Raw genomic sequence first — 24,041 nt, forward strand, 5'->3', positions numbered from 1 at the left:
ATCGAGCCTCCACTACCCGCTGCCGGCAGTCTCTAACCAGGTTCCGAAAAAATCTGTGTCGACGTTCCGGCGGACCCGCACCTATCGCCTGCTTTCCGGACTATACGGCACGAGGGAACCATGTCATATGTCGGATCTAACAGTCCGTGTCGGACACCCGGTCCCGGCGCTGCGCCGTCGGCACGTCGGCACGTGGGCACGTCGGCATGCCGACGTGCCGCCCGCGGGGCGGGTGCGTTCGGGTTGGTCAGCGGTTGTAGGACCAGGCCGAGCCGGTACCCCGGTACTGCTCCACCGGGATCGGTGTGGTTCCGGCCCGCATCCGATCCGTGTAGAGCTGACCGTGCAGGTGATCGATCTCGTGAGCGACGAGCCGCGCCAGCCCCTGCCGATAGACGGTGATGTGCCGGTTGCCATCGATATCGGTGTGTTCGACGTGCAGCTCCAGCGGCCGGGGGACGAGGCCACGGACGTCGAAGAAGCTCAGGCAGCCCTCGTACTGCTCGTCGGTCTCTCGGGAGGTCTCGATGACGCTGGGGTTGAGCAGCGTGAGCGTGTCGCCGCCCGCGGTACGCACGATCGCCGCGGCGCGGTTGATGCCGACCTGCGGCGCGGCGATGCCCAGGCCCTTGCCGAAGGTGTGCAGGGCGGACACCCGTTCGAGGGCGGAGGACAGTTCGGCGACGACCCGGCGCGCGTCTTCGGCCTCGTTGGGCAGAGCGAACGGGCGGGCCGGCTGCCGCAGGATCGCCTCACCCTCCTGCACGATGCCGACGGCCGCCATCTGATCGCTGGGACGTGTTCCGGTCTCCGTGGCCGGATCACGTTCCGGCACGGTGGCCCGGAAGTTCCATTCCAGCCGGTAGCGGGCGTGCAGCGGCGGCTCGGTGGTCGACCAGGTGAAGATCCGCCGGTCGCCGGAGTCGGTGCGGGCGACTGCGGTCCGCAACGGGAAGGCATCGGCGGTCATCGACGTCTCCATGCCCCAGACCACGGGATCCAGCTCGGCCGGAAAGTCCAGCCGCACCGAGAGGAAACTCGTCGGTACCCGCACGGCACGCTGGAACCACGGCCCCCACTTCTCCCTGCTTACCTGGTAGCTGTAGTTGATCCACGCCGATTCGCCGGGATAGAGCGGAAATCGTCCTCGGCTGTTCTCGAAGAGCAGCCAGACCTCCTTGAGCGCGTCCCAGTCGGTCTTGACCTGCCAGGCCATCTGCTCGCCGCCACAGTGCGCGCTGAGCTGGAGGTCCTCCCAGCGCAGCGGATCGGATCGGTACAACCGCGCGGAGCGTTCCGGATCTCCCGGGAACCGGTCGACCGATATCCGCATCAGATACCGGGTTACCGGTTCGCTGCCGGCGTTGAGAAGACGTCTTCGCTGGTGGGCGACGTACATGCTGTCGTCGTAGCGGAGTTCGGCCCGGTCCTCCTCGACGACCAGGCCCCCCGGTCCGGGGGGGAGCCGGCCCGGGCTCTCGGCGACGACGGGGCCGGGGGCCGGGGCCGGGTCGACGGAGGGGGTCGCGACGTGGGCTACCGGCGTCGGGCCGGATCCGGCCGGAACCGTTGGCGGCCCGGGCGGCTCGCGCACGTCCCGTGCCGCCTCCCACGGCCGTGCGGCCAGGTGGAAATAACTGCCCGGGATGCGCAGCGCGTCGGTGATGCGTTCGATCAGGGAGAGCCGGGCGATGTGGTCCTCGCCCTGCATGATCCGGCTGACCCTGCTCTGGCTGAGCCCTTCCACCGGAGATGCGATGCGATTCTGGCTGGCACCGTCGTACTTCTTCATCAGCCGGAACACCGTGCGGAAGTCCCGCGTCGCGCACGCCGCCCGGAAGTCCTCCCGGGCCAGCAGCCTGGGCGATACCCGGTAAGGTCCAGATTCGTACGACATCGAAACGGCCTTCCATGTCGGTACGGTCGGTGAAGGCCGGAGTGAAATCGGGCGATCAGTCCTCCGTCAGTCGACACATCAGGATAACGACGCCATGTCAAACGGGCACAGATGTCCGGCTGAATGCTCGACTGTCGGGTATCCGATAGCGCGGGATCGGCGGTTTCCCCGATCTTTCCGGGTTTTTGTGGTAAGGCGGATGTCGTGTCTGACTCCTTGCGGACAGCGACGGCTGCTGGTGGCGTGCTGTCGCCGCCGGCCGGGGTGACAGGAGGCGCACCCGCCGCCTGGAAAGAGCTCGTTCCACCCAAGGAACTAGGTCTTCGTCCCGTGGCGATCCGGGCTGCCCTAGCGGCGCGATCCGGGCCTGATGCCCACCGATGCCGCCTCGCTCCTCGATGTCCGACGGCCCGTCGCGGCGGACAACTGTGGAGGGTTAGGCACGGTTTGGCGGCCGTAAACCGGTTCGCCTCCCAATATCTTCGCTTTCGGCCATCTATTCGCGATCTTCGGCGTTTCGCGCCGGGACATCCTCGGCCAAGGCCGTGCGGATGCGACCGCCGAGACGGCCGGGTAGTTCGGTCAACGGGGTCCAGCGGTAGTCAGGGAGCGACCCAACCACAACTGATCAACCAGATGTGGGGGGTCAAGTTTCCGAGACTCGTGGCCCATACGAGAAAGGCATGCCTGACTGACGTTTCCGGATCCCGGTCGCCTGCGTCAGTCTTGGTGGCAGGCCGGTCCCGCCCCGCGTCGAGCCGCGACCTCCGCCGGGCGGGGCCGGCGTGATGCCGAGCCGCGGCCGGGCGCGACGCCCAAGACCTCCGTCGGGGGGCTATGGACAGGTGGCCCTGCCCTGCCCAAGCAGGGCCACCCTCGGCCTCCGTTCAGCCCTCGCCGGTGAAGTGCAGAGTGACGCGATGCCGGTCCGACGGCCAGGCGGGCACCTGGAGAACGCTCCGGTGGGCTGTCTTTCCCCGCGGCGTCATCGCGACTTCGACCGAGCGCTCACCCGCCGGGATGAACACATCTACGCCGGTGATGAAGCCGATCCCGAAATACGCCGGAATCGGCATTGTGAGGTGGGTGACGCCGTCGGAATTCCGGTCGAACAGGTAGACGCCCAGGGCCAGTTTGGACCGGGGCGCGTCGGCGGCGTTCAGCACGTTCTTCCCGTCGATGCTGAGGACGTCGTCGGCGTTCCCCTGGTCCCCCCACCATTCGAGCGGGCGTTCGACGACCAGATCGGTGTGCCCGGGACCGGTCTCCATCCCGCCGCCGATCTCCTGGCCCGGCTGGCTCGTCAGCAGACGTACGAGGTGATCGTCGCGGCGGAACGGCTGGTAGTAGAAGTGGTGGTCGGGTTCCCCGCCGCGTACGATCACGAACTCGTAGGTGGAGGCGCCGTCACCTCGGAACGGACCCCAGGATCCGTCGCCGGAGAGGTGGAAATAACCTTTGAGGCTGTTCGCCCCCCGCCGACCCGTCCGTGGGTCGACCCGGTGAACCTCCAGCCTGGCGTCCCGCACACCGACATTCATCGGATAGCGCAGGGCCCGGCCGGAGATCTCGATCGGGCCCTGCTTCGGCACCACGTCGGTCGTGTGCGGAGTGGTTCCGGTGAGAAACCGGTACATCTCCCTGAAGGTGGCCGTCGAGGTCAGGAGCTGGGCGCGGTCCTGGTCGACGAACCGCACGTTGACGGCCCCCTCGACGCGCCGGGTCGGATCGTTCTCGCCCCAGACCGCCAGGGTGGGCACTCCGGCCGGGGGTCTACCCGCGAGCGAGCCTCCGACGGTGACGTAGTGCGCGACCCGGTTCGCCCGGTCGGATGAGCTGGTCAGGTACCGCTCGCTTAGCGCGGCGCCCTCGAGATGTGCCACCAGATCGAGCTTCTTCGCCCCGGTTGCCTTGAGGATACTAGCGATCTTCGCATCGAGGTCCGGAAGGACCTCCTCGACGGAGTTGGCCGAGGACGACGCATCGTAGTCGAAGGCCTCGACGTAGTCGACGGGATAGCCGTTTGCGGTGAATCGTTGCGCCGGTGTCTCGAAGAGGCTGCCCGACCCAAGGCTGCCGTGCACGAACAGGATCGGGAGGCGAGAGGCGTCCGGGGCGGCGACCGCGGCCTCCGCCAGCTCCCGCGCGAGCGCCGGGGAGCGTCCCGCGCCGGACTCCGTGCCACCAGCGCCGGAACAGGCGACCGCCAGTCCGGCGATGGCAAGCGCGCTCAGCAGGTGGAAGTAACGGCGGCGAGCCACTCGACGTCCCTTTCCCTCGGGATATCCGACGGCCACGCACCGGGCCACCGTCAGCATTTCTCCTGTCGGTTACACCTCGGTAGCGGCGCACCACTGGATCGGACGTTCTGCGCGTCCGACACGTCTCGTGCCAGAGCACAGTACATCGGGCCGGCGCATGTGACGGCCAGGCCCTCGTGAGCTTCGGTGCGGACGCGGCCGTTCCCCTGGTCAAAAACAAGGTGCGGGCCCGGCCGGTCGCCTGTCATCATCTCGGCATGGACAGCGTGGCCGGCGGGGTTCCGCATCAGGAGATACGGTCGCCTGGCATCGGTTCCCGTGGCGCCGGTCAAAACGGCACCGGCCTGGACGATGTCGGCACCGCCGTGGACAACCTCGTTTCCCGCCGGGTGGAGCGGCATGCCGCCCTGCGTTCCTATCTGCGTTTCGTCGCGACCTTCAAGGGGCCGGCTCTCCTGGTCGTCGGTGTCTTCGTCCTGTCCAACAGCCTGCTCGCCGTGATACCGGTCCTCATCGGCCTTCTCGTGCAGGCTCTCGCCAGCGCCCCGGTACAGACCCACGACGCGTACCTGTACGCCGGCGTCCTTCTCGCGTGCAACATCGGCCATGACCTGACCTGGCGTGGTGCCGAGGTGCTGTATCTCCGGCTACTCAACCACCGGGGCTACGAATACGAGAACATTCTCTTTGGAAATGTCATAAACGAGCGATATCCATACTTCGTCGGCAAGTTCACCGGAAAGATCAGCAGCTATGTGAGCACGCTCGGCCGCGAGTTCCGAGAGATCCTCGAGACGGCGTGCTTCACGTACGTTGAACAGCTGGTCAAGGTTCCGGCGATCCTAATGATCATGTTTTCGGTTAACCTTTACTCGGGCCTGACCTTCCTGGGTTCCGTCGCGATCATGCTTCTTGTTGGCAGGCACACCGTCCGTCGTTCGGCCCGCGCGGAGAAGCGGCTCGCGGACGAGGTCTCGGAGATGGACGGTTACGTGATCGACGTCATCTCGAACTTCGTGAGCGTGAAGTCGTTCCTCCAGGAGGAGGCCGAGTACGAGCGGGTCCGCCGGCGTCGTCGCCAGGTCATCGCCGCCGCGTATCGCTCGTCCTTCTGGAGCATTGTGTTCTGGACCTCGATGAGCCTCGTGGTCCGGTACCTCGTCTGGCCGGTGTCGATCGTCCTCAACCTGTATCTATTCCTCCACGGTGAGATGAGCCTGGCCCAGTTCACGACCTTTCTCTCCGCGCTGGTCCTCTTCTCCGACTTTATCTGGGGGACGGTGTGGGAGATTGCGCAGCTCAATCTCCGACTCGCCCGCATCGAGGAGGCCTACCACTACCTCTTCGCCGGTCGGAACATCCTGTCAGCCGGTCCGGATAATTCGGCCAGTCCGGATAATTCAGCCGGTTCAGCTGGTTCAGGCCGTCCTGCGGTTCTTCCCGCGGTTTCCGGTCGGCTGCAGTTCCAGGGCCTGTCGTTCGCCTATCCCGAGAACGACCGGAACCTCGTGCTCGCGGGCATCGACCTGGCCATCGAGCGGGGCGAAAAGATCGGCATCGTGGGTCGCAGCGGAAGCGGCAAGACGACGTTCATCAAGCTGTTGCTAGGCTACTACCCGCTCCCACCGGGCATGGTCGCCGTGGACGGTGTTCCGGTGTCCAACCGCCAGCTCGCTCGGGGTATCTCCTACGTTCCGCAGGACACCACCCTCTTCCACCGGTCCATCCGGGACAACATCGTCTACGGGACCGCGGGCCCGGTGACCCAGGCGCAGGTGGAGGCGGCGGCGCTGCGGGCCCACGCGCACAGCTTCATCTCGCGGGCGCCCGACGGTTACGACACCGTCGTCGGGGAACGTGGCATCAAACTCTCGACCGGGCAACGGCAGCGGATCGCCATTGCCCGCGCCTTCCTGGACGACAAACCCATCCTCATTCTGGACGAGGCGACGAGCGCGCTGGACAGCGAGAGCGAGGTACTCGTCCAGAACGCACTCGAGAACCTGTGGCGAGACAAGACGGTGATCGCCGTCGCGCACCGGCTGTCGACCCTGCTGCACATGGACCGCATCGTCGTCCTCGACGACGGCCGCGTCGTGGAGCAGGGGTCCCATCGCGAGCTGCTCGAGCGGCGGGGGCGCTACCACCGGCTGTGGCAGCGGCAGAGCGGAGGAATGATCCCGGTCGAGTAGTCGCCGGATGATGGTGACCACCCGACCACGACGAGCGGGTATCCTCTCCTGCCCCCTACAGAACCGTTGACGGAGCCCGCGCAGGGCTGTTAGCTTGCCCAAACGAAACGAAAATCGTTTTCGTTTCGTTTGAGTCAACGGGGGCATCCGCTGTCCATCGATCAACCTACGTCGGTACGTGCCACGCCGACGCCATCCGTGGGTGCCGCGGACGCGGTACGGCTGCGGGCGGTGGCGGCGCTTCGACCCGCCCGCGGGATGCCCGCGGTCACTGCCTGCGCCGTGCTGCCGCGCACGGCGCGCGGCGCGCGCGGCAGATTCTTGATCACTCTGCTCGCCCTGGTGCTGGCGACACCGATCGTTGTTGGGGCAGCGATCGGCGTGGGTTCGGTATCGGTGCCTCCCGGTGAGGTGTGGTCCAGCGTCGTGGCTCATCTGACCGGCAACGGTGCTCAGTCCTCGATGATCAACGATCAGATTATCTGGCAGGTGCGGACGCCGCGGGTGTTGCTGGCGTTCGTGGTGGGTGCGGGCCTGGCCGTGGCCGGAGCCGTGCTGCAGGCGGTGGTGCGTAACCCCCTCGCCGATCCGTATGTGCTGGGCGTGTCCTCGGGTGCCTCCGTCGCCGCGGTCGCTGTCCTCACCCTGGGAGGGGTCTCGTCGTCGGGGCTTGCCGCGGCGGTGGGGGTGTCGGGGGCGGCGTTCATCGGTGCCGTTCTCACCCTGGCTCTCGTGATCGCGTTAGGGCGTAGGCGCGGTTACCTGGACCCGCAACGGCTGCTGCTCGCGGGGGTGGCGCTGACCTATCTGTTCCAGGCTGGCACCAGCTACCTGCAGTTGCGGGTCGGCTCGAACCAACTCGCCGCGGTGCTGTTCTGGCTGCTGGGAACGGTGTCGGGGGCCGAGTGGGACACACTGGGGCTGCCCGCGTGCATCGTCGTGGCCGCGACGCTGTGGCTGCTGGCGCAGGCCCGGTCGTTGAATGCCTTGCTGCTCGGTGATGAGGCCGCCGCCTCGCTGGGGATCCCGGTCAGCCGGCTGCGGACCCAGCTGCTGATCGTCACCGCCGCTCTGACAGCGTCCGTCATCTCCGTCGCCGGCGGTGTCGCGTTCGTCGGCCTCATTGCGCCGCACTGCGTGCGGATGCTTATCGGGTCGGACCACCGGCGGCTGCTCCCGGTAACGGCGCTGCTGGGCGGAACGTTCCTCGTGCTGGCCGATCTCCTCGGCCGGGTCGTGGCCCGGCCGTTGGAGCTGCCGTTGAGCATTATCACCGCGGTCGCCGGGGTGCCCTTCTTCCTCGTGCTGCTGCGCCGGTCGGGACGGGCGAGTGGTGCCTCGTGACGGGCCTTCGCCTGGAAGGTCTGGGTGTCGTCGCCGACGGGGTACAGATCGTGCGCGACCTGACGGTCGGCTGTCCCCCCGGCGCCTTCGTCGGCCTGGTCGGTCCGAACGGCAGCGGGAAGTCGACCGTGCTGAAGACGGTCTACCGGGTGGTGCGGCCGACGTCCGGTGCGGTGCTGCTCGACGGAACTGACCTGGTCAGGGACCTCACCCCGCGCCAGTCGGCGCGGCGGGTCGCGGCCCTGGCGCAGGAAAGCCCCGATGGCTTTGACTTCACCGTCCTTGAGGTGGTCGCGACCGGGCGGACCCCCCACCAGAGCGCGTGGAGCCCGACCTCGACCGGGGATCATGAGATCATCTCGGCCGCGCTCGACACCGTGGGCATGGCCGCGCACGCCGGGCGGGCGTTCGCGTCGCTGTCCGGCGGCGAGAAGCAGCGGGTCCTGCTGGCGCGCGCCCTCGTGCAGGCACCGTCGGTGCTGATCCTGGACGAGCCGACCAACCATCTGGATATCAGCACCCAGCTGAGCCTGCTGGAGTTGGTGCGCTCACTCGGGATCACCGTGCTCGCCGCGTTACATGACCTCAACCTCGCGACGGCCTTCTGTGACCGGCTCTATGTCCTGCACGACGGCGCGGTGATCTGTTCGGGCAAACCGGAGGACGTCCTGACCGCCGACCTCATCGGCCGCGTGTTCGGGGTGCGCGCCGACCGGAGCGTCCACCCGGTGACCGGCCGCCTCCAGCTCGCTTTCTCCAGTCTTCCCTTCCCCAGCCTGCCTTCTTCCAGCCTGCCCGGAACAGACGAGCCGGCCCCGGTGGTAGCTGGCGCGGAAATCCCGATAAAGCAATGACCCGATGAAGCAATGGAAGGAGACAGAACCCGATGAAGAAACTCGGCGCCGGCGTCGCGGTCGCTGCCCTGCTCGTTGTTACCGCCGGTCTCACCGGCTGCGGGTCCGGTTCGACCACCGGCGCGGGCAGTGCGAGCGCGGCCGATGCCCGGTCGGCCCCGGCCGGTACCCGCTATCCCGTTGAGGTGGCGAACTGCGGCCGGACCCTGCACTTCGACGAGGCCCCGGCGCGGGTCGTCTCCGGGTGGACCACCAGTACCGAGCTCCTCATCGAACTGGGCCTGACGGACCGGATTGTTGGCCAGTACAACACCAGCAGCGGCACACCGGCGGCGAAGTACGCCAGTGTGGAGGCGAAGCTACCCGCCCTCGGTACCGGCGCACCGACCCGGGAGGCGCTGCTCGCCGCCCGGCCCGACCTGATCTGGGCGGATGGCAGCTATCTGTTTGACGGCCGGCAGCTCCCCACGATCGCCGAGCTGGCCGCCCAGGGCACCCAGGTGATGATTCTCAGCGGGTTCTGCACCGACGACGCCACCAAGGCGACGGTCCGTGACGTCGATACCGACCTGACCGCGCTCGGCATGATCTTCGGCATTCCGGGCCGGGCCAGGCAGGTCCAGGCCGACATCAACGAACGGCTCCGCCAGGTCGCGACGAAGATCCAGGGCAGGGACCCCGTCCCGGTCGCGGTGGTCGCCACCTACCAGGGAACCGTCTACACCTACGACGGCGTCTACACCGACATCGCGCGGCTCGCCGGGGCGCGGAACATCTACGCGGGCACCCTGCCCAAGGGCAAATACTTCAGTGAGCTGTCGGTGGAGGACCTCATCAGCAAGAATCCCGGCACCCTCGTCTATCTGCTCAGCGGCAGCGAAACCGAGGCCGAGGCCCGCAAGTTCCTCACCTCCCGGCTCCCGACCGTGGCGGCAGTCCGCAACAACCGTGTGTTCTTCCTCCCGCAGTCGGACTCGGCCAACCTCGCCGGCGTGGAAGGCGTGACAAAGCTGGCCGCCGCGCTGCACGCCTGAGCCGCAGACCCAAAAATGTGGAATGTGGGACGACCTGAGATGAGTAACAACCTGAGATGAGTACGGTACCCGCCTTCCGGCTTTTCCTGGCGAGCCGGGCTGTCTCCTGGGCGGGTTCGGCGATGACGCTCGTCGCGCTCCCGGTGCTGCTTTTCCAGCGCACCGGGAGCGGCACGCTCGCGGGCGTGCTGGTCGGTCTCGAAGCGGTGCCCTACCTCGTGCTCGGACTGCCCGCTGGTGCCCTGGTCGACCGCTGGGATCACCGGCGCACGATGGTGGTCACCAGTTGCCTCAGCGGCCTGACGATGGCCAGCATCCCCGTGGCCAACTGGGCGGGTGTCCTCACCACACCCCATCTGCTGATCTCCGCGGTGCTTGTCGCATCGGTCTTCGTGTTCTTCGATGCGGCCAGCTTCGGCGCAGTCCCGGCGATCGTGGGACGGGACGCGGTGGCCGCGGCGACCGGGGCGATGGTGTCGGTGAGCACCGTTGTCAACCTGGTCGGGCCGGCCGTCGGCGGGGTGGCCGCGGCCACGGTGGGCGCAGCCAGTGTGCTCGCCCTCGATGCGCTCAGCTACCTGGTCGGTGCCATCCTGCTCTCCCGGGCGCGCTGGGCCGTGCCGGCCGCAGCCGACCGGAGCAGGGCCGACCGGAGCGGGCCGGCTGGCAGCCGGGTGAGCCGGACCCGTCGCGACATCGCCGAGGGCCTGGGTTACATCCGGGGGCATCGCCTCATCCGGACTCTGACCCTGCTCGGGGCCGGCAGCAGCCTGTCCGGGGGCGCGGTCACCGGCCTGGTCGTCGTCGTCGCGGTACGGCAGTTCGGCCTTCCCGACGACGACCCGCGGATCGGTCTCCTCTACGTCGCCGCCGCGCTCGGAACGCTGATCGTCAGCCAGCTGCTCAGCCGCGTGCACCGACACGTCCCCACCGGAACGATCACACTCGGTGCGCTCGGAGCCAGCACGCTCGCCCTGATCGGCTGGTCTCTGAACACGGCGTGGCTGCCAGGGATGGGCATCCTGCTGCTCTGGCAGGCCAGCACCTCCCTGGTCATCCTAAACGGCATCGTCGTCCGGCAAGCCGTCACCCCCCTACGCCTGCAGGCCCGGGTCAACACCACCGCGAGGATGATCGCCTGGGGCGGAACGCCGCTGGGTGCCGTGCTCGCCGGCATCCTCGCCGATGCCTGGGGCACCCGGGCCGCTCTGCTGACCGCCTCGGCCGGCGTCGGCCTGGCGCTGGTAGCGGGCCTGATGGCAGGCCTCGGCCACACCGGCAGGCTTCAGGACCTGATCAGGGCCGACGAGGCACCGGCCAACCCGCCGCAGGCCGGGCCCGGTGGGCCGGACGCCGCGGTCCGGGCGGTGACAGCCGCCGAATGAGCCCCCGAACGAGCCGCCCGGCGGATGTGTGGATATCAGCCCATCCCCACGTCGCTCGTGCTAGCGTTCCTTTTGAAAACGAAAACCGTTTTATTGCGAAGGAGGTGAAGCATGGCGGAGATCTCGTTCGAGGAGCTGGCCGAGGCGCCGGTCCTCGCTGCCCCGCAGGACCCGACCACGCACGCGCTCGTCCAGAGCCCGTTCGCGTGGGACGACGAGGAGTAGTGCCGCCGGTTCACTGAAGGCGCCGAGCGCACCTTGGTGAGCCAGTGCAAGCCGTGACCGTCGGTGCCGTCAGTTTCTCGGACGTCCTCGACGGTCACGGTCTCTACCGGGTTCATCCCGGCCCGCGCGCGACCCGTGCCGGCCATGACCCCTGCCGGCCGCAACCAGCCCATCACGACCAGCCCATCACGACCAGCCCATCACGACCAGCCCATCACGACCGCGACACACCCGATGAGGAAAGCCGACGTGTTCTCTCCTGGCCACCATCTCTACCGGGCCGCCGACGGGAGTTGGCGTTACAGCGCCCCCGGGGACGTCTTCGTCCGAATTGGCGGCGAGGACCGCCTGCTCGCCCTCGTGCGGAACGTCGCGGCCGGGGCCACCCAGCTGCCCCTGCCCGATGCGGACCGACCCGCCGTCGAGCGCATGACCGCCGCGCTCACCGATCGCGGCGTGTTCGTCGGCCCGGGGCGTGCGGGGACCGTTCCGGCTGGCTGGAAGGTGCACCTCGACGGCGACAGTCCGGTCGTCGGGAAGCTCACCGAACTCCTGGGCGACATCATCGATGACGTCGAGTGCACCGTGGGCCCGGCGGACGAGGCCGCGGTAGCCGGCTCGGACGCCGTCGTCAGCTGCGCCCGGTGGCTGCCGGACTCGCACTGGTGCCGGCTCGATCAGTGGTGCGCGGCGCACCACACGCCATGGCACGGCTGCTACGCCGAGGGCGACACGTTCGTCGTGGGACCCCTGTCGATGCCGGGCCGTACGGCGTGCTACCGGGACACCAGAGGACGTCGGCTCGCCGCGGCCGCTCTCCCCGACGAGCTGATCGCCCACTGGGCTTACCTCGATTCCGACGCGGTCAAGCCGCCGGCACCGTTCACCCCGGCAGCCACCGCGGTGCTGGCGGGGCTGCTCGCCGCCGACCTGCGGGCGCTGGCGGCGGGAAGCACCGTGCCCAGCGAGGGGCACCAGCTCGTCGTCGATCCGACCACGGCGTCGATCAGCCGGCATCCGGTGCTTCCTCTTCCCAACCTCGCGGTCAACCCGGTCTAGGCGCCGGGGCATGCACGCCATCGACGCGAACCAGGCCGTACCGGCGGCGGACGGCGTCCTGCTGGCGACCGACGTCTACCGTCCCGACCGGCTACCCGCCCCGGCGGTGGTCACTCGCACCCCGTACGGTCGCGGTTCGCTGCTGGCAAACGGCGTCGGGTGGGCGCGGAACGGACTGGCCTACGTTGCCCAGGACGTGCGGGGGCGCTATGGGTCGGGCGGAACCTGGACCCCGTATCAAGGGGAGCGCGCCGATGGCCGGGCGTTGGTCGAATGGGTCCACCGCCAGCCCTGGTGCGATGGGAACGTGATCCTCGCCGGAGCCTCCTACGGCTCGTTCACCGCGTGGGCAGCCGCCGTCACCGTTCCCGAGCTCGTGCGCGCAGTGATCAGCGAGGTACCCGCCGCGGGTCTGCGGCCCGCCAACGTGGACCCGTCGGGGATCCTGCGGCTGGCCGAGTACGCCGGCTGGTGGGCCGAGCACGCCGAGAGCCGCACCAGCAGGAACGGGCTGTCCGCGCAGATGCTGGGCTGTGAGCCGGACCTGCTGCGGCACCTGCCGGTAGCTGACCTCGGCCGGCACCTCTGGGCACGGGTGCCACGCTGGTGGAGCGCCATAGCCCCGGCTCTGTCAGCCCCGGCTCTGTCAGCCCCGGCTCCGTTGACGACCGGCGACAGCCCGGCACCGCATGACCGTACTGGCGACGACCTCGGGGAGGGCATCAGCACGCAGGAACTGGCCCGCTGCTCGCTGCCGTCCCTGCACATCGGCGGCTGGTACGATCTCTTCCTGCCACAGACGCTGTGGCAGTGGGAAACCGCGGGCCGCGACCGCGCTCCGAACAGGCCCGCCCGGGGCCTGGTGATCGGGCCGTGGGGGCACGAGCTGTCGACCCCCGCTTCCAGCTCGGCGGGTGGGCGGGAGCACGGGCCCGCCTCGCAACTGCCGCTGGGACGCCTCCAGGTCGCGTGGATCTTTGACGTGCTGGCCGGCCGGGATGCGTCGATCACCAAGGTGTTCCTCGTCGAGGGCGGACGCTGGCTGGATCGGTGGCCGGCGTCCACCGCCACCCTGGGCCTGCAGGCCAGCGCTGACGGGTCACTCCTGCCGAACCCGCCCGAGCGGCCCGCCGAGCACCGGTTCACCTACGACCCGCTCGACCCCTTCCCCAGCCTCCCGCGGGACTGCGACCGTGCCCCCCTGGACGCCCGCGCCGACGCCGTGGCATTCCGGACCCCGCCACTGACGACGCCGACTGCCATCGTCGGCGCACCCACCGTCACGATGGCCGCAGACACCACGGGCCCCGGCACCGACTGGATAGTCCGGCTGGTGGAGCGGCTCGGTGACGGCCGGGCCTTGGAGGTCACCAGCGGCGCCGCTGCCGTCGGGCCCGGCGCGGCCACGGTGTCGATCCCGCTCGGCGCCACGGCCCTGCTGCTCCACCCCGGCAGCCGGCTGGAGCTGCAGGTCACCAGCAGCGACTTCCCGCGGCTGGCCCGCACCCCCAACACCGGCCAGGACCGGTACACCACCAGCGCCACCCGGATCGCCACCCAGACCATCCACACCGGTCCAACCCGCGGCTGCCGGGTCGACCTGCCCGTGCTGGAGCACCCGTGAGATCAACCACCCCCGCGCCGGCCGAACGGCGTCTCGTCGACCGCCGACTCGGCGTCCTCACCCAGATCGTTCCCTACCAGCCGAGCCCCGCCATGCCGCGTTGCTGGGTCGGCTGGAGCGCCCGTGCCGCCGACACCCGTGCGTTCGCCACCTGGTCGGCCGAGCGGTTTGGCTTCGGTGCCGCCCTGGGCGATCACGACCGGGCGCGCCGTGCCGCGGTCGGGGAGGCCGTGGAACGGTACTGCGGCAACGCCGTTCCCGACGCCCTGGAGATCGCCTGCTACGACGATCTCGCCAGGGCCGGGCGGCCGGCTCTCGACCCGGCGACCCTGGCGCTCTATTCCGACCGGCAGTACCGCGCCCGCGGGTTCCCCTTCCGGCCCTTCACCCGCCAGACACCGGTGGCCTGGGTGCCCGGCCGCGACCTGTACGCCGGGGGTCCGGTGCTGGTGCCCGCGTCGATGGCCTACCTGAACTACTTCCGCGGCGCGCACGCCGACGAGGTGGCCACCCACGCCATGCTGTACGCCGGCATCGCCACTGGCGAGAACCGTGAGCACGCCGAGCGTTTTGCGTTGGAAGAGCTCTTCGAACGCGACGCGAACACCATCTGGTGGGCCAGCGGCGCCGCCGGCTGGGCCGTCGCCGATGCGGCTGAGCTCCTCGACCGGCACGACATCGCCCACGGAGAGGGCACCGGTCGCACCATCCGGTTGTTCCAGGTGCCAAGCCAGTTCCCGGTTCCGGTGCTCGCCGCCTTCCTTGAAGAACCGGGACGGGGGCTGATCGCGTACGGCACGGCATGCCGGGCGGACCCGCGGGAAGCGGCGACGAAGGCGCTCGTCGAAGCCTTCGCCATGCTGGAACTGACCGCCGAGCTCGCGGACGGTGACAGCGCGCACTGGCGAGCCGTCGCCCGCGGCGAGATACCCCCGCACACGTACCTGCCCTACCGCGCCGACCGGCGGTACGCGGATGACATCCGGCCGGATTTCCGCGACCTCGTCGACCTGCCCGCGGTCGCCCAGCTCTATCTGGATCCACGAATGCAGGGCCGGCCCCTCGACCGGCTCCGCGACGACACCCGCACCACCCGGCTCGCCGACATCCCCCGGGCCGACGGGGACGCCAACGGGGGCACAGCCCATCGACGCTACCTCGACATGCTCGCGACGCAGGGCCTGTCCGCCGTGTCAGTGGACGTCACCACCCCGGACGTGCGGGCGGCCGGCCTCACCGTCGTGCGGGTCATCGTCCCCGGGCTCTACGGCAACCCGCCCGCGGCCTTCCCGTTCCTCGGCGGCGAGCGGCTCTACGACGTACCCGCCCAGCTGGGCCTGGCTGCCGGAAAGATCACCGAAGACGCCCTTTATCCGTACCCGATCCCGCACGTCTGAGGAGCACCCATGGACCTCGCCGCGATCCTCGCCCCCCGAACCGGGATCATCCGCCGGATCGAACGCAACGCCATTCCCGCCACCCTGCCGCCCGAATTCACCATGTACACCGCCGTTCTCTCCGACACCACCAGGTTCTCCGCCTGGGCCAGTGACTTCGCCGGAGCCGGCTACGCCCTGCTCGACGACGACGCCGCCCTCGGGCCCGCCGTCGGCGAGGCCGTCGAACGCTACTGCGGGAACCTCGTCCCCGCCGGACTGCGCCGCGCCACCCACAAAGAGCTCACGGCGGACCGCGCCACCGTGCTTGACCCGCGCTCGGTAGTGCTGTACTCACCCGCCCAGTACGCCGGGCCCTACTTCCCGTTCACCGAGTACCGCGAGGATCTCGAGCTGGAATGGACGTCCGGCACCGACCTGCTTGCTGGCACCCCCGTCTGGGTACCCGCGCAGCTCGTCTGGGTGTCCTACGCCCACCAGGCCCAGGCCCGCGGGTTCCCCTACCTCAGCCCGGTCCTCAGCGCCGGCCTGGCCGCCGGTATGGACCAGCGCTCGGCGCAATGGTCGGCGATCTGCCAGATGATCGAACGTGACACGCTGACCATGGCCTGGCACGGCCGCCGGCCGCTGCGGGCCATCACCCCGCCCCCCTGGATCGCGCAGCTTGCCATGGGCGCGTACGGAAGCATGACGACCCGGTTCGTCGAATTCCCGAACGAGTTCGGCCTCGTCGTCGTCGGCGCCCTGGTGCACGACACGGCGACCGGCTACCTGACCATGGGAGCAGCGTGCCGGACCACCACCACGCCGGCGCTGCGCAAGGCCCTTGCCGAAGCCTTCCAGCTGCAGATGTTCGTCGCCGACCTCGACGACCCCGACGGCCCCTACATGCGCGCCGCACGCAACCCGCACAGCCCCCTCAAGCCGTGGCGAGCTGACCGACGGTACCTCGACGACTGCCGAGACGACCTGGCGGACGTCGTCGAGTACTGCACCCACCTCCAGCTCTTCCTCGACTCTCGCCTGCAGGACCGGCTGGAGGCCGAACTCGCCGAGGCCCTCACCGGCACGATCGGCTGGGAGACCCTCGACCGGGACGCCCGGCACGCCGGAGTCGACGACCCGACGGTGCTCGCGCGCACGCTCGCCGACGCCGGCCACCCGGTGACATCGGTCGACGTCACCACCGAAGACGTGCGCCCCACCGGCATGCGGGTCGTGCACACCTTGGCCCCCGGCCTGTACTCGAACACCTCTGTCGGCCTTCCGTTCCTCGGCGGCGCCCGGCTGGCCAGGCAACTCGCCGCGGCGGGCACCACCCGGCGCGACCTCCCGCTGCCGCATTAGCGCATTAGCGACGTAACCGAAGGGACGAGTGTGGCCGAGGACGTCACCGCGCTGGAGCGTATCCGGCGGGTCCAACAGGTCCTCAATGGTCCGCCGACCCGGCAGGTGATGCTCGACGGACTGCGCGCCGCCACCTGCCGGATTCCGCTGCCGGCACCGCGCGCGGACCTGCCGGTCGAGTTCGGCCAGGTGCTCGCGGCACGCAGGTCCTGGTACCGGTTCGATGCCGAGGCGCCGACCGCCGAGAATGTCTCCTCGCTCCTACGCTGGGCGGTGGGTCCGCAGCGGGATGTCCGACTGCCCGACGGCAGTCAGCACCGGATGTGGATGGCGCCGTCGGCAGGTGGCCTGCATTCACTGTCCATCTATCTCGTCATTGCGCGCGGTGCGCAGCTGCCCGGCGGCGTGTTCCGGTACGACGCCGAGGACCACTGCCTGCAGACGTTGCGGTCCGGCGAGCCGACGGCGGCGTTGCGTTCGGTGCTGGTCCAACCCGAGTTCGCCGAACGGGCGCCCATGGCGGTCGTCGTAGTCGCCCGGCTCGACACGACTCTCGTGAAGTACCCGGCACGCCATTACCGCACCCTGCACCTCGACGCGGGAATCGCCGTGCAGAACCTCTACCTGGTCGCGGCCGCACTCGGGCTGGCCGGATGCGCCGTGACGGCCTTCGACGACCAGGCCCTCGCCGAGTTGCTGCGTCTGCCCGACACGATGTTCCCGACCGTCGTGTTCCCCGTCGGCCGCCAGCCGGTCCGACCGCCAACCAGGCATGCGAGCTGACTACATTTCACTATCGCCGGCCGCGCCGGCCGCCGCGGCCGGACGTGGGCGGACGTGGGCGGACGAGGTGCCCAGGCCCGTGGGGCCGCCGAAGGGCCGTACTCCCGCCGCTGGGTGGTACCGCAGTTCGGACTCCTCGTACCGATGCGTGCCCTCATGCCAGCGGAGGATCCCGGCCAGCCAGTTCTGGAGTTCCCGCGCGTAGCCCAGCAGCGCCTGCCGCGCCGACGCGTCCAGGGCGAAGCTGTCGAACAGCGCCGGAAGCTCGTGCGCCACGATGTGCTCGAACTGGCGTATCCGGGAGGTCATCAGATCGTTGACCACCGCGAGGGCACGCTCCCGGTCGCAGTCGAGGAAGTTCTCGACGACGAGGACACAGTTGTGGATCTCACCCTCGAACTGGATCTCCTTCTGATAGGAGAAGACGTCGTTGAGGAGACAGGCGTAGTCCGCGGCCGCGTTCTCCAAGGCCTGGATCGGCCGGGTGCGGTAGATCTCGGGTGGCACGGTCTGTTCCTGGGCCAGCCGGGCCAGCCGGGCCAGGCTCATCGTCAGATCCGAACCGAAGGTCGCCCGGCGCATCTCAATGTAGTCGATCGGGTCGGGAATGCGATTCTGGGCCTGGTTTGCCAGCTCCCACAGCCAGCTGTCGATCATAACCTCGACGGTGCCGCGGAACGTCTCGCGCGCGCCTGGCGCCATGGTCTCGGTGGTGCGCGTCCACAGGTCGGCCAGACCGCGTTCCAACGCGTTGGCCGGCACCGCGGTGACGGGGGAGTCCAGCGGCATGAACTCCGACAGCCGGGCGTTGCACACCTTGGCCCCGAGGATGTCCCGGGTGCGGCCGAAGATTACCGGGTAGTAGTCGTCGGCGTAGGTCCCCCAGGTGAGCCAGTCCGTCGTCAGATTCAGTTCCGGCAGGGTCGCGTCCGGATGGATTCCGGCCGAGCACAGCGCGAAGTCGAACGCCCGCAGTTTGTGTTCGTCCCAGATGCCCGGAATCGGGTCCAGCATCCCTACCGCCCGGGCCCAGATGATGTTTTCCCGGCGGGAGGCGTCCAGATGTGGGCTCTGCCCGGTCGAGAAGGGCATGCAGAAGTCGGGATGGCGCAGCGGCCCGACGATCTGGTGCGGGATGTGCGTGAAGGAGCGGATCCGGCGCGGTGTGGTGGTGACGAGGGACGGCACAATCCGGGCCGCCGAGGTACCGAGACCGGTGAGTCCGAGGAGTCCGCTGAGCTCGCCGCTCTCAGGCGCCACGGCCCGGTTCATGTACCGGCTCGAGCGCAGGTGCCATTCGTGGCCCCCTGACTGCCAGTCCTGCAGACCCTTCACGTACGCCAGGACCTCCAGCCGGCTCCCCGGGTCGACACCGTGCTCCTCGAGGACCGCCGGCAGTTCGGTGACCGCGGTGTGCTCGAACTGGTGCAGCCGCGAGGTGAGCAGGTCGTTGACCGTGTCGGCGGCCTCCTGGGTTCCACAGCCGAGGAAACGTTCGATGACGAGCACGCCGTTGCTGAGCTCGCCCTCCTCTTCGACCTCGCGCTGGTAGGAGAACAGGTCGTTGCGCAGATGCACGGCGTCGGCGAAGGTGTCCCGCAGTACCTGCAGCGGCCGGGTCGCCGCGACCTGGGCCGGCACCTCGGCGTCGGCGGCGTGCTCGACGAGGTTCGCCGACCAGGGCGCGCCGCCGACCTTGCGCCGCATCTCGACGTATTCGATCGGGTTGGCGAGCCTGCCGGCGTTGATGTTGGCTAGTTCCCACAGGGACTCGTCCAGCAGGTTCTTGGTGCTGACCGCGAACCGCCGCCGCCAGTCGGCGGAACGCTCCGGGACGGTCCGGGTCCACAGGTCGGCGAGTCCGCGTTCCACCGGGTTGGTCGGCGTCTCGGTGATCTCACCGTCGACGGGCATGAAGGCGGGCAGGCGGTCGAGGTAGGCCCGGGCGCCGGCCATGTCGTGGGACCGCTTGTACAGCTCCAGGAAGTGGTCGTCGAAGTAGAAAACCCAGACATACCAGTCGGTGACCAGATCGAGTTTTCGGCTGACGGAGTCCGGATGGGTGTATGCACAGAGCAGGGCGTAGTCGTGTGCGTCGAAGTCGGCCTCGGTCCAGATCGCGGTTCCGTGCTGCGGAGAGTCGATCATCTCCATCTCGTCGGCCCAAGCCCTGCTGTGCACGCGGGCCTGTTCCAGGTTCGGATTGAGCCGTGCCGGATAGGGCACGTAGAACTCCGGTAGCGTGAAAGGCTGCATGACCCGCTGGTGAACCCTTCTCGGTCACGGGCTGGACGGCCGGCCCCGAAAGTCGGCCGGATACGGATCCTTATCCGTATCCGGCACCGGTGCACCTTCCCCGGGGAACCGGCCCCGGGGAAGGTGCACCGGGTCTGCCGAGGTGGCAGCGGAGAAGTGAACGTTCGGGGCGGCCGGGAGAGATCGGGCCGGGATGCCGCGGAGCCCCGCGGAACCCTTCCGGAACCCAGCGTGATCTCATGTGATCTCATGTGATCTCGCGTAATTCCGCGTAATTCCGCGGGTTCCGGGTGGTCCCAGCGGCTCGCGCGGCCGGGTGTCACCGACCGATCTCGACGTTCTCCAGGATACCGAGCGCGTCGGGGACGAGCACCGCCGCGGAGTAGTACGTGGTCACCAGGTACGAGATGATGGCCTTGTCGCTGATACCCGCGAATCTCACGGACAGGCCGGGCTCGTATTCGTCCGGCAGGCCGGCGTGGTGCAGGCCGATCACCCCCTGGTTCTCCTCACCGGTGCGCAGCGCGAGGATGGACGTGGTACCGGTCCCGCTGATCGGAATCTTGTTCAACGGGAGCAGGGGAACGCCACGCCAGGCCGGCACGTGCTGGTCGTGGAGGAGGACGGTGGCCGGGTAGATGCCACGGGCGGTGCATTCCCGGCCGAACGCGGCGATGGTCCGCGGGTGGGCGAGCAGGAAATGTGTGCTGCGTCGGCGGCTCAGCAGGTCGTCGAGATCATCCGGGGTAGGCGGACCGCTCCGGGTGTGAATACGCTGACGGAGGTCGGCGTTGTGCAGCAGCCCGAAGTCGGGGTTGTTCACCAGTTCGTGCTCCTGGCGTTCGCGCAGGGCCTCGACGGTGAGCCGGATCTGGTGCTCCAGCTGGTTGTGCGGTTCGTTGTAGAGGTCCGCCACCCGGCTGTGGATGCGTAGCACGGTCTGGGCGACGCTGAGCTCGTACTCGCGGGGGGCCAGTTCGTAGTCGACGAACGTCCCCGGCAGGTCCGGTTCCCCGGTGTGCCCGGCGGCGATCGCGATCTCCGCTTCGCCCAGGCGGTTGCTCGGGGGCTGGAGCCGGGTCCGGTACTCGTCGAGGTGACGCCGCAGCTCGTCGGAGGAGTCGGCGAGTTCGGAGAACTGCTGGCGCGACAGGACGAGGGCCGTCGTACCGGTGAGTGCGCGGGCCGTGAACTCCCAGGTCAGGTCCTCCTCGACCAGCGCCTCGTCACCGAAGTACTCGCCGTCGGCGAGTACGCCGAGTTCCCGCTCGTCGCCGTACTCTCCGAGGCCGAACCTGCCGACCTTACCGTGCGCGATCAGGAACACCTGGTCGGCGGCCTGACCGCTCTCCACCAGCACGTCTCCGGCAGCGAATTCCCGTTGGGCGAAGCGGTCCGCGAGCGCATCGAGCACCTCGCCGTCGAAGCCCCGCAGGGCGGGCAGCTCGCCGAGTTCGCGCGGAACGACCCGGACCTCGGATCCGGTGGTGGTGAACGTGAGGAGTCCGTCCCCGAGTACGTAGGTCAGACGGCGGTTGACCCGGTACACGCCGCCGGACGCCTGGACCCATGGCAGTATCCGCAGCAGCCACCGGGAGGTGATCTCCTGCATCTGCGGAACGGACTTGGTGGTCGTCGCGAGATTGCGCGCGGCCGCCGTGCTCAGACTCAGCCGGGGCTCTTCGCCGCCGGCATCCGTACCGGCCTGCACGGGTTCGGTCATGACAGACTCCACCTATCTCTGGTTTTCGCAGGGGCAGTTTTCCCACTGGGAGTGGGGGTTTACACTGGGGGTATGGGGGTTTTCCCGGAGTGCGGTTTCTATTGACCCGACGCACATGTAGAAGGCGCGGCCTGTGCACGGTCATAGGAATGTGCGGGCGTGACGGATCCCGGCGGCTGGCCGCCGACCGCAGGTACATCGAACCGACACGAAATGCGGGACGTCGAAGTTCCGATGCTGCGCTGGGTGAGTCCCGCCTTCCCTGAGTAGCGATGACATCTATGGGCGCTCCGTTGGTGTAACCCCCCCCATGGCGTCGAGTCAACAGGAGACCTGCGCTTGTCTCGAACGGAACGCGCGTCGTCTCGCCGCGCATGGGAAGCCTCCCGCATCGATCCCACGGGCGGCAAGCACTTTGCGGAACCAATCAGATCTGGTCCGGGCAGACCGGCCTGCTCTAGTCCTCGGCCCGGCCCGGCGACCACGCACCGTAAAGGGCGGCCAGGCGTTTTCTCGATCGTTTTCCCGGTGTCCCGGACGAACTGTCGGTACGCGGCGGACAGGAGTACCGTCCTCCTTTTCCGCTGGTTGATCCAGTCCGCCGGTGGATCAAGCGCCGATCGGCGCCCGTGTCCCGACCGTGGTGATATCGGGTCGAAATCTGGTCCGGCTGGCGGTCGGAGCGTTCGCGGAGTCCGCGCGCAAAATTCCTTCGGTGATATTCGTTCGCGCCGCGGAACATAGCCAATTTCCGGGGAACCCGGGTGGGAGCGCCGTCGTCTCCCTCGAGTGCGGCGTGCGGGTATTTCTTCACCCCCTGCGGTGGGCCGGAAACGTCACGGCGACGGGGACGGAGACGGCGCGTGGCGTCCCACCCGGTCCAGACCTGCCGCGCCGGCCCGTCCGCGGCAGATCCGGACCGGTTGCGGACTTCTCACGACACGCCGTAGACGCTGACCGCTTCTCCTGGTCAGGGCCTCGGCCCGAGTGCCCGTCCCGGGCCCGCAACCGCGGCCTGGTCCGATCATCCGCCGGATGCGGCGGCCCAGCGGCCCAGCGGCCCAGCGGCCCAGCGGCCCAGCGGCCCCGGCGGGGCCAAAGGCCTGGAGATTGCGGGACCTGTGGCCATTGCGGGACCTGTGGCTATGGCCGAAAAGGGGTATCCGTCCGCCCGGCACGGCTGGTCGGATGATCGACCCGAGGCGCATCGTATCGAGCCGGTCCTGCCGACCGAGGGAGCCATTGCCTCCCGGCAACGGCGCCGGCCGAATCCCGCGATGCGAGGGGCATGCCTCGGCCGGTCGCCTTCGGTTCAAGCTTCGACTCAAGCCTGGACGCCAGGAATTATCACTATACGTGTCTTTGGGAGGGTATCGGCGTTATTCCGTCGTACGCGCCGGTCGGCGTGACCGGTGCGGCGTGACCGGACGGCGCAGGTGCTCCCAGGCATCAACTCACCGTCATCGCGCCGACGGGTTACTAGGAATTATGAGCTACTCATGGGGCCGTTTAGGTGGCTACTTCGTACTGGCCCTGATTGGGGACGTCGGTAGGCGGCGAGCTGCCCCGGCCGGATCGGGGCACTCTCGGTACCCCGATCCGGCCGGGGCAGGTTGACGAGCCCAACGTGCCGGTTGGGCCCCGCCGGTCGGGCGTCCTCGATGCCGCGCGATTTCGAGTGCCGTCTCGGGGCACGCCGACATCGAGGTCTCGATGGGCGGACCGTGATGAGGAGGACATCATGCCGATCAATGACGCTGGGTTCGACGGCGGCCGAGCGGCGCAGTTCTCCCACGACGACGTCGTGGGAGTCCTGCTCGAACAGCACGCCCGCATCCGCGAGCTGTTCGCGGACGTGAAGTCGGCGGCGGGCGAGCACAAGCGCCGGGCGTTCGACGAGCTGCGGGCGTTGCTCGCCGCGCACGAGACCGCCGAGGAGATGGTCGTGCGGCCGGTTACGAAGAAGATCGACAGCCGGGTGGCCGAGGCGCGCAACCACGAGGAGGACGAGGCCACCCGCGTGCTGCTGGCGCTGGAGAAGATGGATGTCGGTAGCGCCGAGTTCGATGCGAAGCTGGCGGACTTCGAACGGGCCGTTGTCGACCATGCCGAGCATGAGGAAAACGAGGAGTTCCCCCGGGTGCACGCGGCCCGCGACGCCAGGCAGCTGGAAAGCATGGGCCGTCGGCTTCGGACGGCGGAGAAGTTCGCTCCCACCCATCCGCACCCGTCAGCCGCCGGTTCGACCGCCAAGCAGTGGACGGTAGGTCCGATCGCCTCGGTCATCGACCATGTCCGGGATGCCGTGACGCGGCGGGGTGCCGTGGACTGACGCCGTGCTCCTGCCACCCGCGTCGCGGTGTCGTCGTCGCCACGGACCCCCGGGTCGGGGCCGGCGGCGGACGGTCGCGCGGCGTCCGGGACCATCCGCGGTTCGGTGGCCCCGGGCGTCAGCGCCGGCACGGCAACCCCTCCGGAACAGGATGCCCTCCGGAACAGGATGCCCTCCGGAACAGGATGCCCTCCGGAACAGGACGGAGGGTCGGCTCGCCGGATGGCCGGCTCAGGCGTGGGTTCCGCCGGAGACGAGGGAGAGCGCGGCGGTCAGCGGATGGGCCGCCGCGCTGAACGCCGCCATCTGGTCGACCGACCAGGTACCT

At 69.0% G+C, this 24,041-nt stretch carries 16 protein-coding genes; 12 read left to right on the forward strand and 4 right to left on the reverse strand.

Translation table 11 applies throughout. The features are described 5' to 3' along the window. Positions 1–247: 247 nt before the first annotated feature. Positions 248–1,897, reverse strand: a complete 1,650-nt coding sequence (locus BMG523DRAFT_RS14570) for a peptide deformylase (RefSeq protein ID WP_011438599.1) — start codon at positions 1,895–1,897, stop codon at positions 248–250. 887 nt (positions 1,898–2,784) lie between these two features. Further along, positions 2,785–4,158 (reverse strand): lipase, encoded by a 1,374-nt coding sequence (locus BMG523DRAFT_RS14575; protein ID WP_035941453.1) that lies wholly within the window; start codon positions 4,156–4,158, stop codon positions 2,785–2,787. A gap of 176 nt (positions 4,159–4,334) precedes the next feature. On the opposite strand from BMG523DRAFT_RS14575, the gene BMG523DRAFT_RS14580 reads away from it, so the two are divergent. The 11 genes from BMG523DRAFT_RS14580 to BMG523DRAFT_RS14625 all read left to right on the forward strand — a co-directional run bounded on the left by BMG523DRAFT_RS14580 (position 4,335) and on the right by BMG523DRAFT_RS14625 (position 17,402). Then, complete coding sequence (locus BMG523DRAFT_RS14580) at positions 4,335–6,350, forward strand: ABC transporter ATP-binding protein (RefSeq protein ID WP_023840696.1); 2,016 nt, start codon at positions 4,335–4,337, stop codon at positions 6,348–6,350. Between the two features lie 198 nt (positions 6,351–6,548). Beyond that, positions 6,549–7,694 carry an iron ABC transporter permease gene (locus tag BMG523DRAFT_RS14585; RefSeq protein ID WP_011438596.1) on the forward strand — a complete coding sequence of 382 codons (1,146 nt, stop codon included), beginning with the start codon at positions 6,549–6,551 and terminating at the stop codon, positions 7,692–7,694. Continuing rightward, the gene (locus BMG523DRAFT_RS14590; RefSeq protein WP_011438595.1) at positions 7,691–8,548 is read left to right on the forward strand and encodes an ABC transporter ATP-binding protein; all 858 of its coding nucleotides are present in this window, start codon (positions 7,691–7,693) and stop codon (positions 8,546–8,548) included. The genes BMG523DRAFT_RS14585 and BMG523DRAFT_RS14590 overlap by 4 nt, the downstream gene beginning before the upstream one ends. Before the next feature lie 32 nt (positions 8,549–8,580). Continuing rightward, positions 8,581–9,582, forward strand: coding sequence for an ABC transporter substrate-binding protein (locus BMG523DRAFT_RS14595; protein ID WP_011438594.1), 1,002 nt, complete (start codon positions 8,581–8,583; stop codon positions 9,580–9,582). A gap of 56 nt (positions 9,583–9,638) precedes the next feature. Beyond that, positions 9,639–10,967, forward strand: coding sequence for an MFS transporter (locus tag BMG523DRAFT_RS14600; protein ID WP_083282201.1), 1,329 nt, complete (start codon positions 9,639–9,641; stop codon positions 10,965–10,967). 111 nt (positions 10,968–11,078) lie between these two features. After that, positions 11,079–11,192 carry a streptamidine-related RiPP repeat protein gene (locus tag BMG523DRAFT_RS27010; RefSeq protein WP_023840694.1) on the forward strand — a complete coding sequence of 38 codons (114 nt, stop codon included), beginning with the start codon at positions 11,079–11,081 and terminating at the stop codon, positions 11,190–11,192. Between the two features lie 249 nt (positions 11,193–11,441). Continuing rightward, a complete protein-coding gene (locus tag BMG523DRAFT_RS14605) occupies positions 11,442–12,251 on the forward strand; it encodes a TOMM precursor leader peptide-binding protein (protein ID WP_011438591.1) in 810 nt (269 codons plus the stop codon). Positions 12,252–12,261: 10 nt separating this feature from the next. Then, entirely contained in the window at positions 12,262–13,875 is a 1,614-nt protein-coding gene (locus tag BMG523DRAFT_RS14610; protein ID WP_011438590.1) for a CocE/NonD family hydrolase, read from the forward strand. Then, the gene (locus BMG523DRAFT_RS14615; protein ID WP_023840692.1) at positions 13,872–15,272 is read left to right on the forward strand and encodes a YcaO-like family protein; all 1,401 of its coding nucleotides are present in this window, start codon (positions 13,872–13,874) and stop codon (positions 15,270–15,272) included. Before BMG523DRAFT_RS14610 ends, BMG523DRAFT_RS14615 begins: the two co-directional genes overlap by 4 nt. A gap of 9 nt (positions 15,273–15,281) precedes the next feature. Further along, positions 15,282–16,619, forward strand: coding sequence for a YcaO-like family protein (locus BMG523DRAFT_RS14620; protein ID WP_043591397.1), 1,338 nt, complete (start codon positions 15,282–15,284; stop codon positions 16,617–16,619). 30 nt (positions 16,620–16,649) lie between these two features. Further along, entirely contained in the window at positions 16,650–17,402 is a 753-nt protein-coding gene (locus tag BMG523DRAFT_RS14625) for a SagB family peptide dehydrogenase (protein ID WP_011438587.1), read from the forward strand. On the opposite strand, the gene BMG523DRAFT_RS14630 is transcribed toward BMG523DRAFT_RS14625, so the two are convergent. Next, positions 17,403–19,658, reverse strand: a complete 2,256-nt coding sequence (locus BMG523DRAFT_RS14630) for a family 2 encapsulin nanocompartment cargo protein terpene cyclase (protein WP_011438586.1) — start codon at positions 19,656–19,658, stop codon at positions 17,403–17,405. It lies immediately after the preceding gene. 319 nt (positions 19,659–19,977) lie between these two features. Then, positions 19,978–21,381 carry a family 2B encapsulin nanocompartment shell protein gene (locus BMG523DRAFT_RS14635; protein WP_011438585.1) on the reverse strand — a complete coding sequence of 468 codons (1,404 nt, stop codon included), beginning with the start codon at positions 21,379–21,381 and terminating at the stop codon, positions 19,978–19,980. 1,741 nt (positions 21,382–23,122) lie between these two features. Here BMG523DRAFT_RS14635 and BMG523DRAFT_RS14640 point away from each other — a divergent pair. Beyond that, the gene (locus tag BMG523DRAFT_RS14640; protein WP_011438583.1) at positions 23,123–23,713 is read left to right on the forward strand and encodes a hemerythrin domain-containing protein; all 591 of its coding nucleotides are present in this window, start codon (positions 23,123–23,125) and stop codon (positions 23,711–23,713) included. The last annotated feature ends 328 nt before the right edge of the window (positions 23,714–24,041 follow it).

It is taken from the genome of Frankia sp. BMG5.23, assembly GCF_000685765.2.
Lineage (GTDB): Bacteria > Actinomycetota > Actinomycetes > Frankiales > Frankiaceae > Frankia > Frankia casuarinae.

What these genes read in the sequence shown, in the direction of transcription:
- BMG523DRAFT_RS14570 (WP_011438599.1), bottom strand. Translation starts at nt 1,897, where the DNA reads ATGTCGTACGAATCTGGACCTTACCGGGTATCGCCCAGGCTGCTGGCC.
- BMG523DRAFT_RS14595 (WP_011438594.1), top strand. Translation starts at nt 8,581, where the DNA reads ATGAAGAAACTCGGCGCCGGCGTCGCGGTCGCTGCCCTGCTCGTTGTT.
- BMG523DRAFT_RS14600 (WP_083282201.1), top strand. Translation starts at nt 9,639, where the DNA reads ATGAGTACGGTACCCGCCTTCCGGCTTTTCCTGGCGAGCCGGGCTGTC.
- BMG523DRAFT_RS27010 (WP_023840694.1), top strand. Translation starts at nt 11,079, where the DNA reads ATGGCGGAGATCTCGTTCGAGGAGCTGGCCGAGGCGCCGGTCCTCGCT.
- BMG523DRAFT_RS14610 (WP_011438590.1), top strand. Translation starts at nt 12,262, where the DNA reads ATGCACGCCATCGACGCGAACCAGGCCGTACCGGCGGCGGACGGCGTC.
- BMG523DRAFT_RS14620 (WP_043591397.1), top strand. Translation starts at nt 15,282, where the DNA reads ATGGACCTCGCCGCGATCCTCGCCCCCCGAACCGGGATCATCCGCCGG.
- BMG523DRAFT_RS14630 (WP_011438586.1), bottom strand. Translation starts at nt 19,658, where the DNA reads ATGCAGCCTTTCACGCTACCGGAGTTCTACGTGCCCTATCCGGCACGG.
- BMG523DRAFT_RS14635 (WP_011438585.1), bottom strand. Translation starts at nt 21,381, where the DNA reads ATGACCGAACCCGTGCAGGCCGGTACGGATGCCGGCGGCGAAGAGCCC.
- BMG523DRAFT_RS14640 (WP_011438583.1), top strand. Translation starts at nt 23,123, where the DNA reads ATGCCGATCAATGACGCTGGGTTCGACGGCGGCCGAGCGGCGCAGTTC.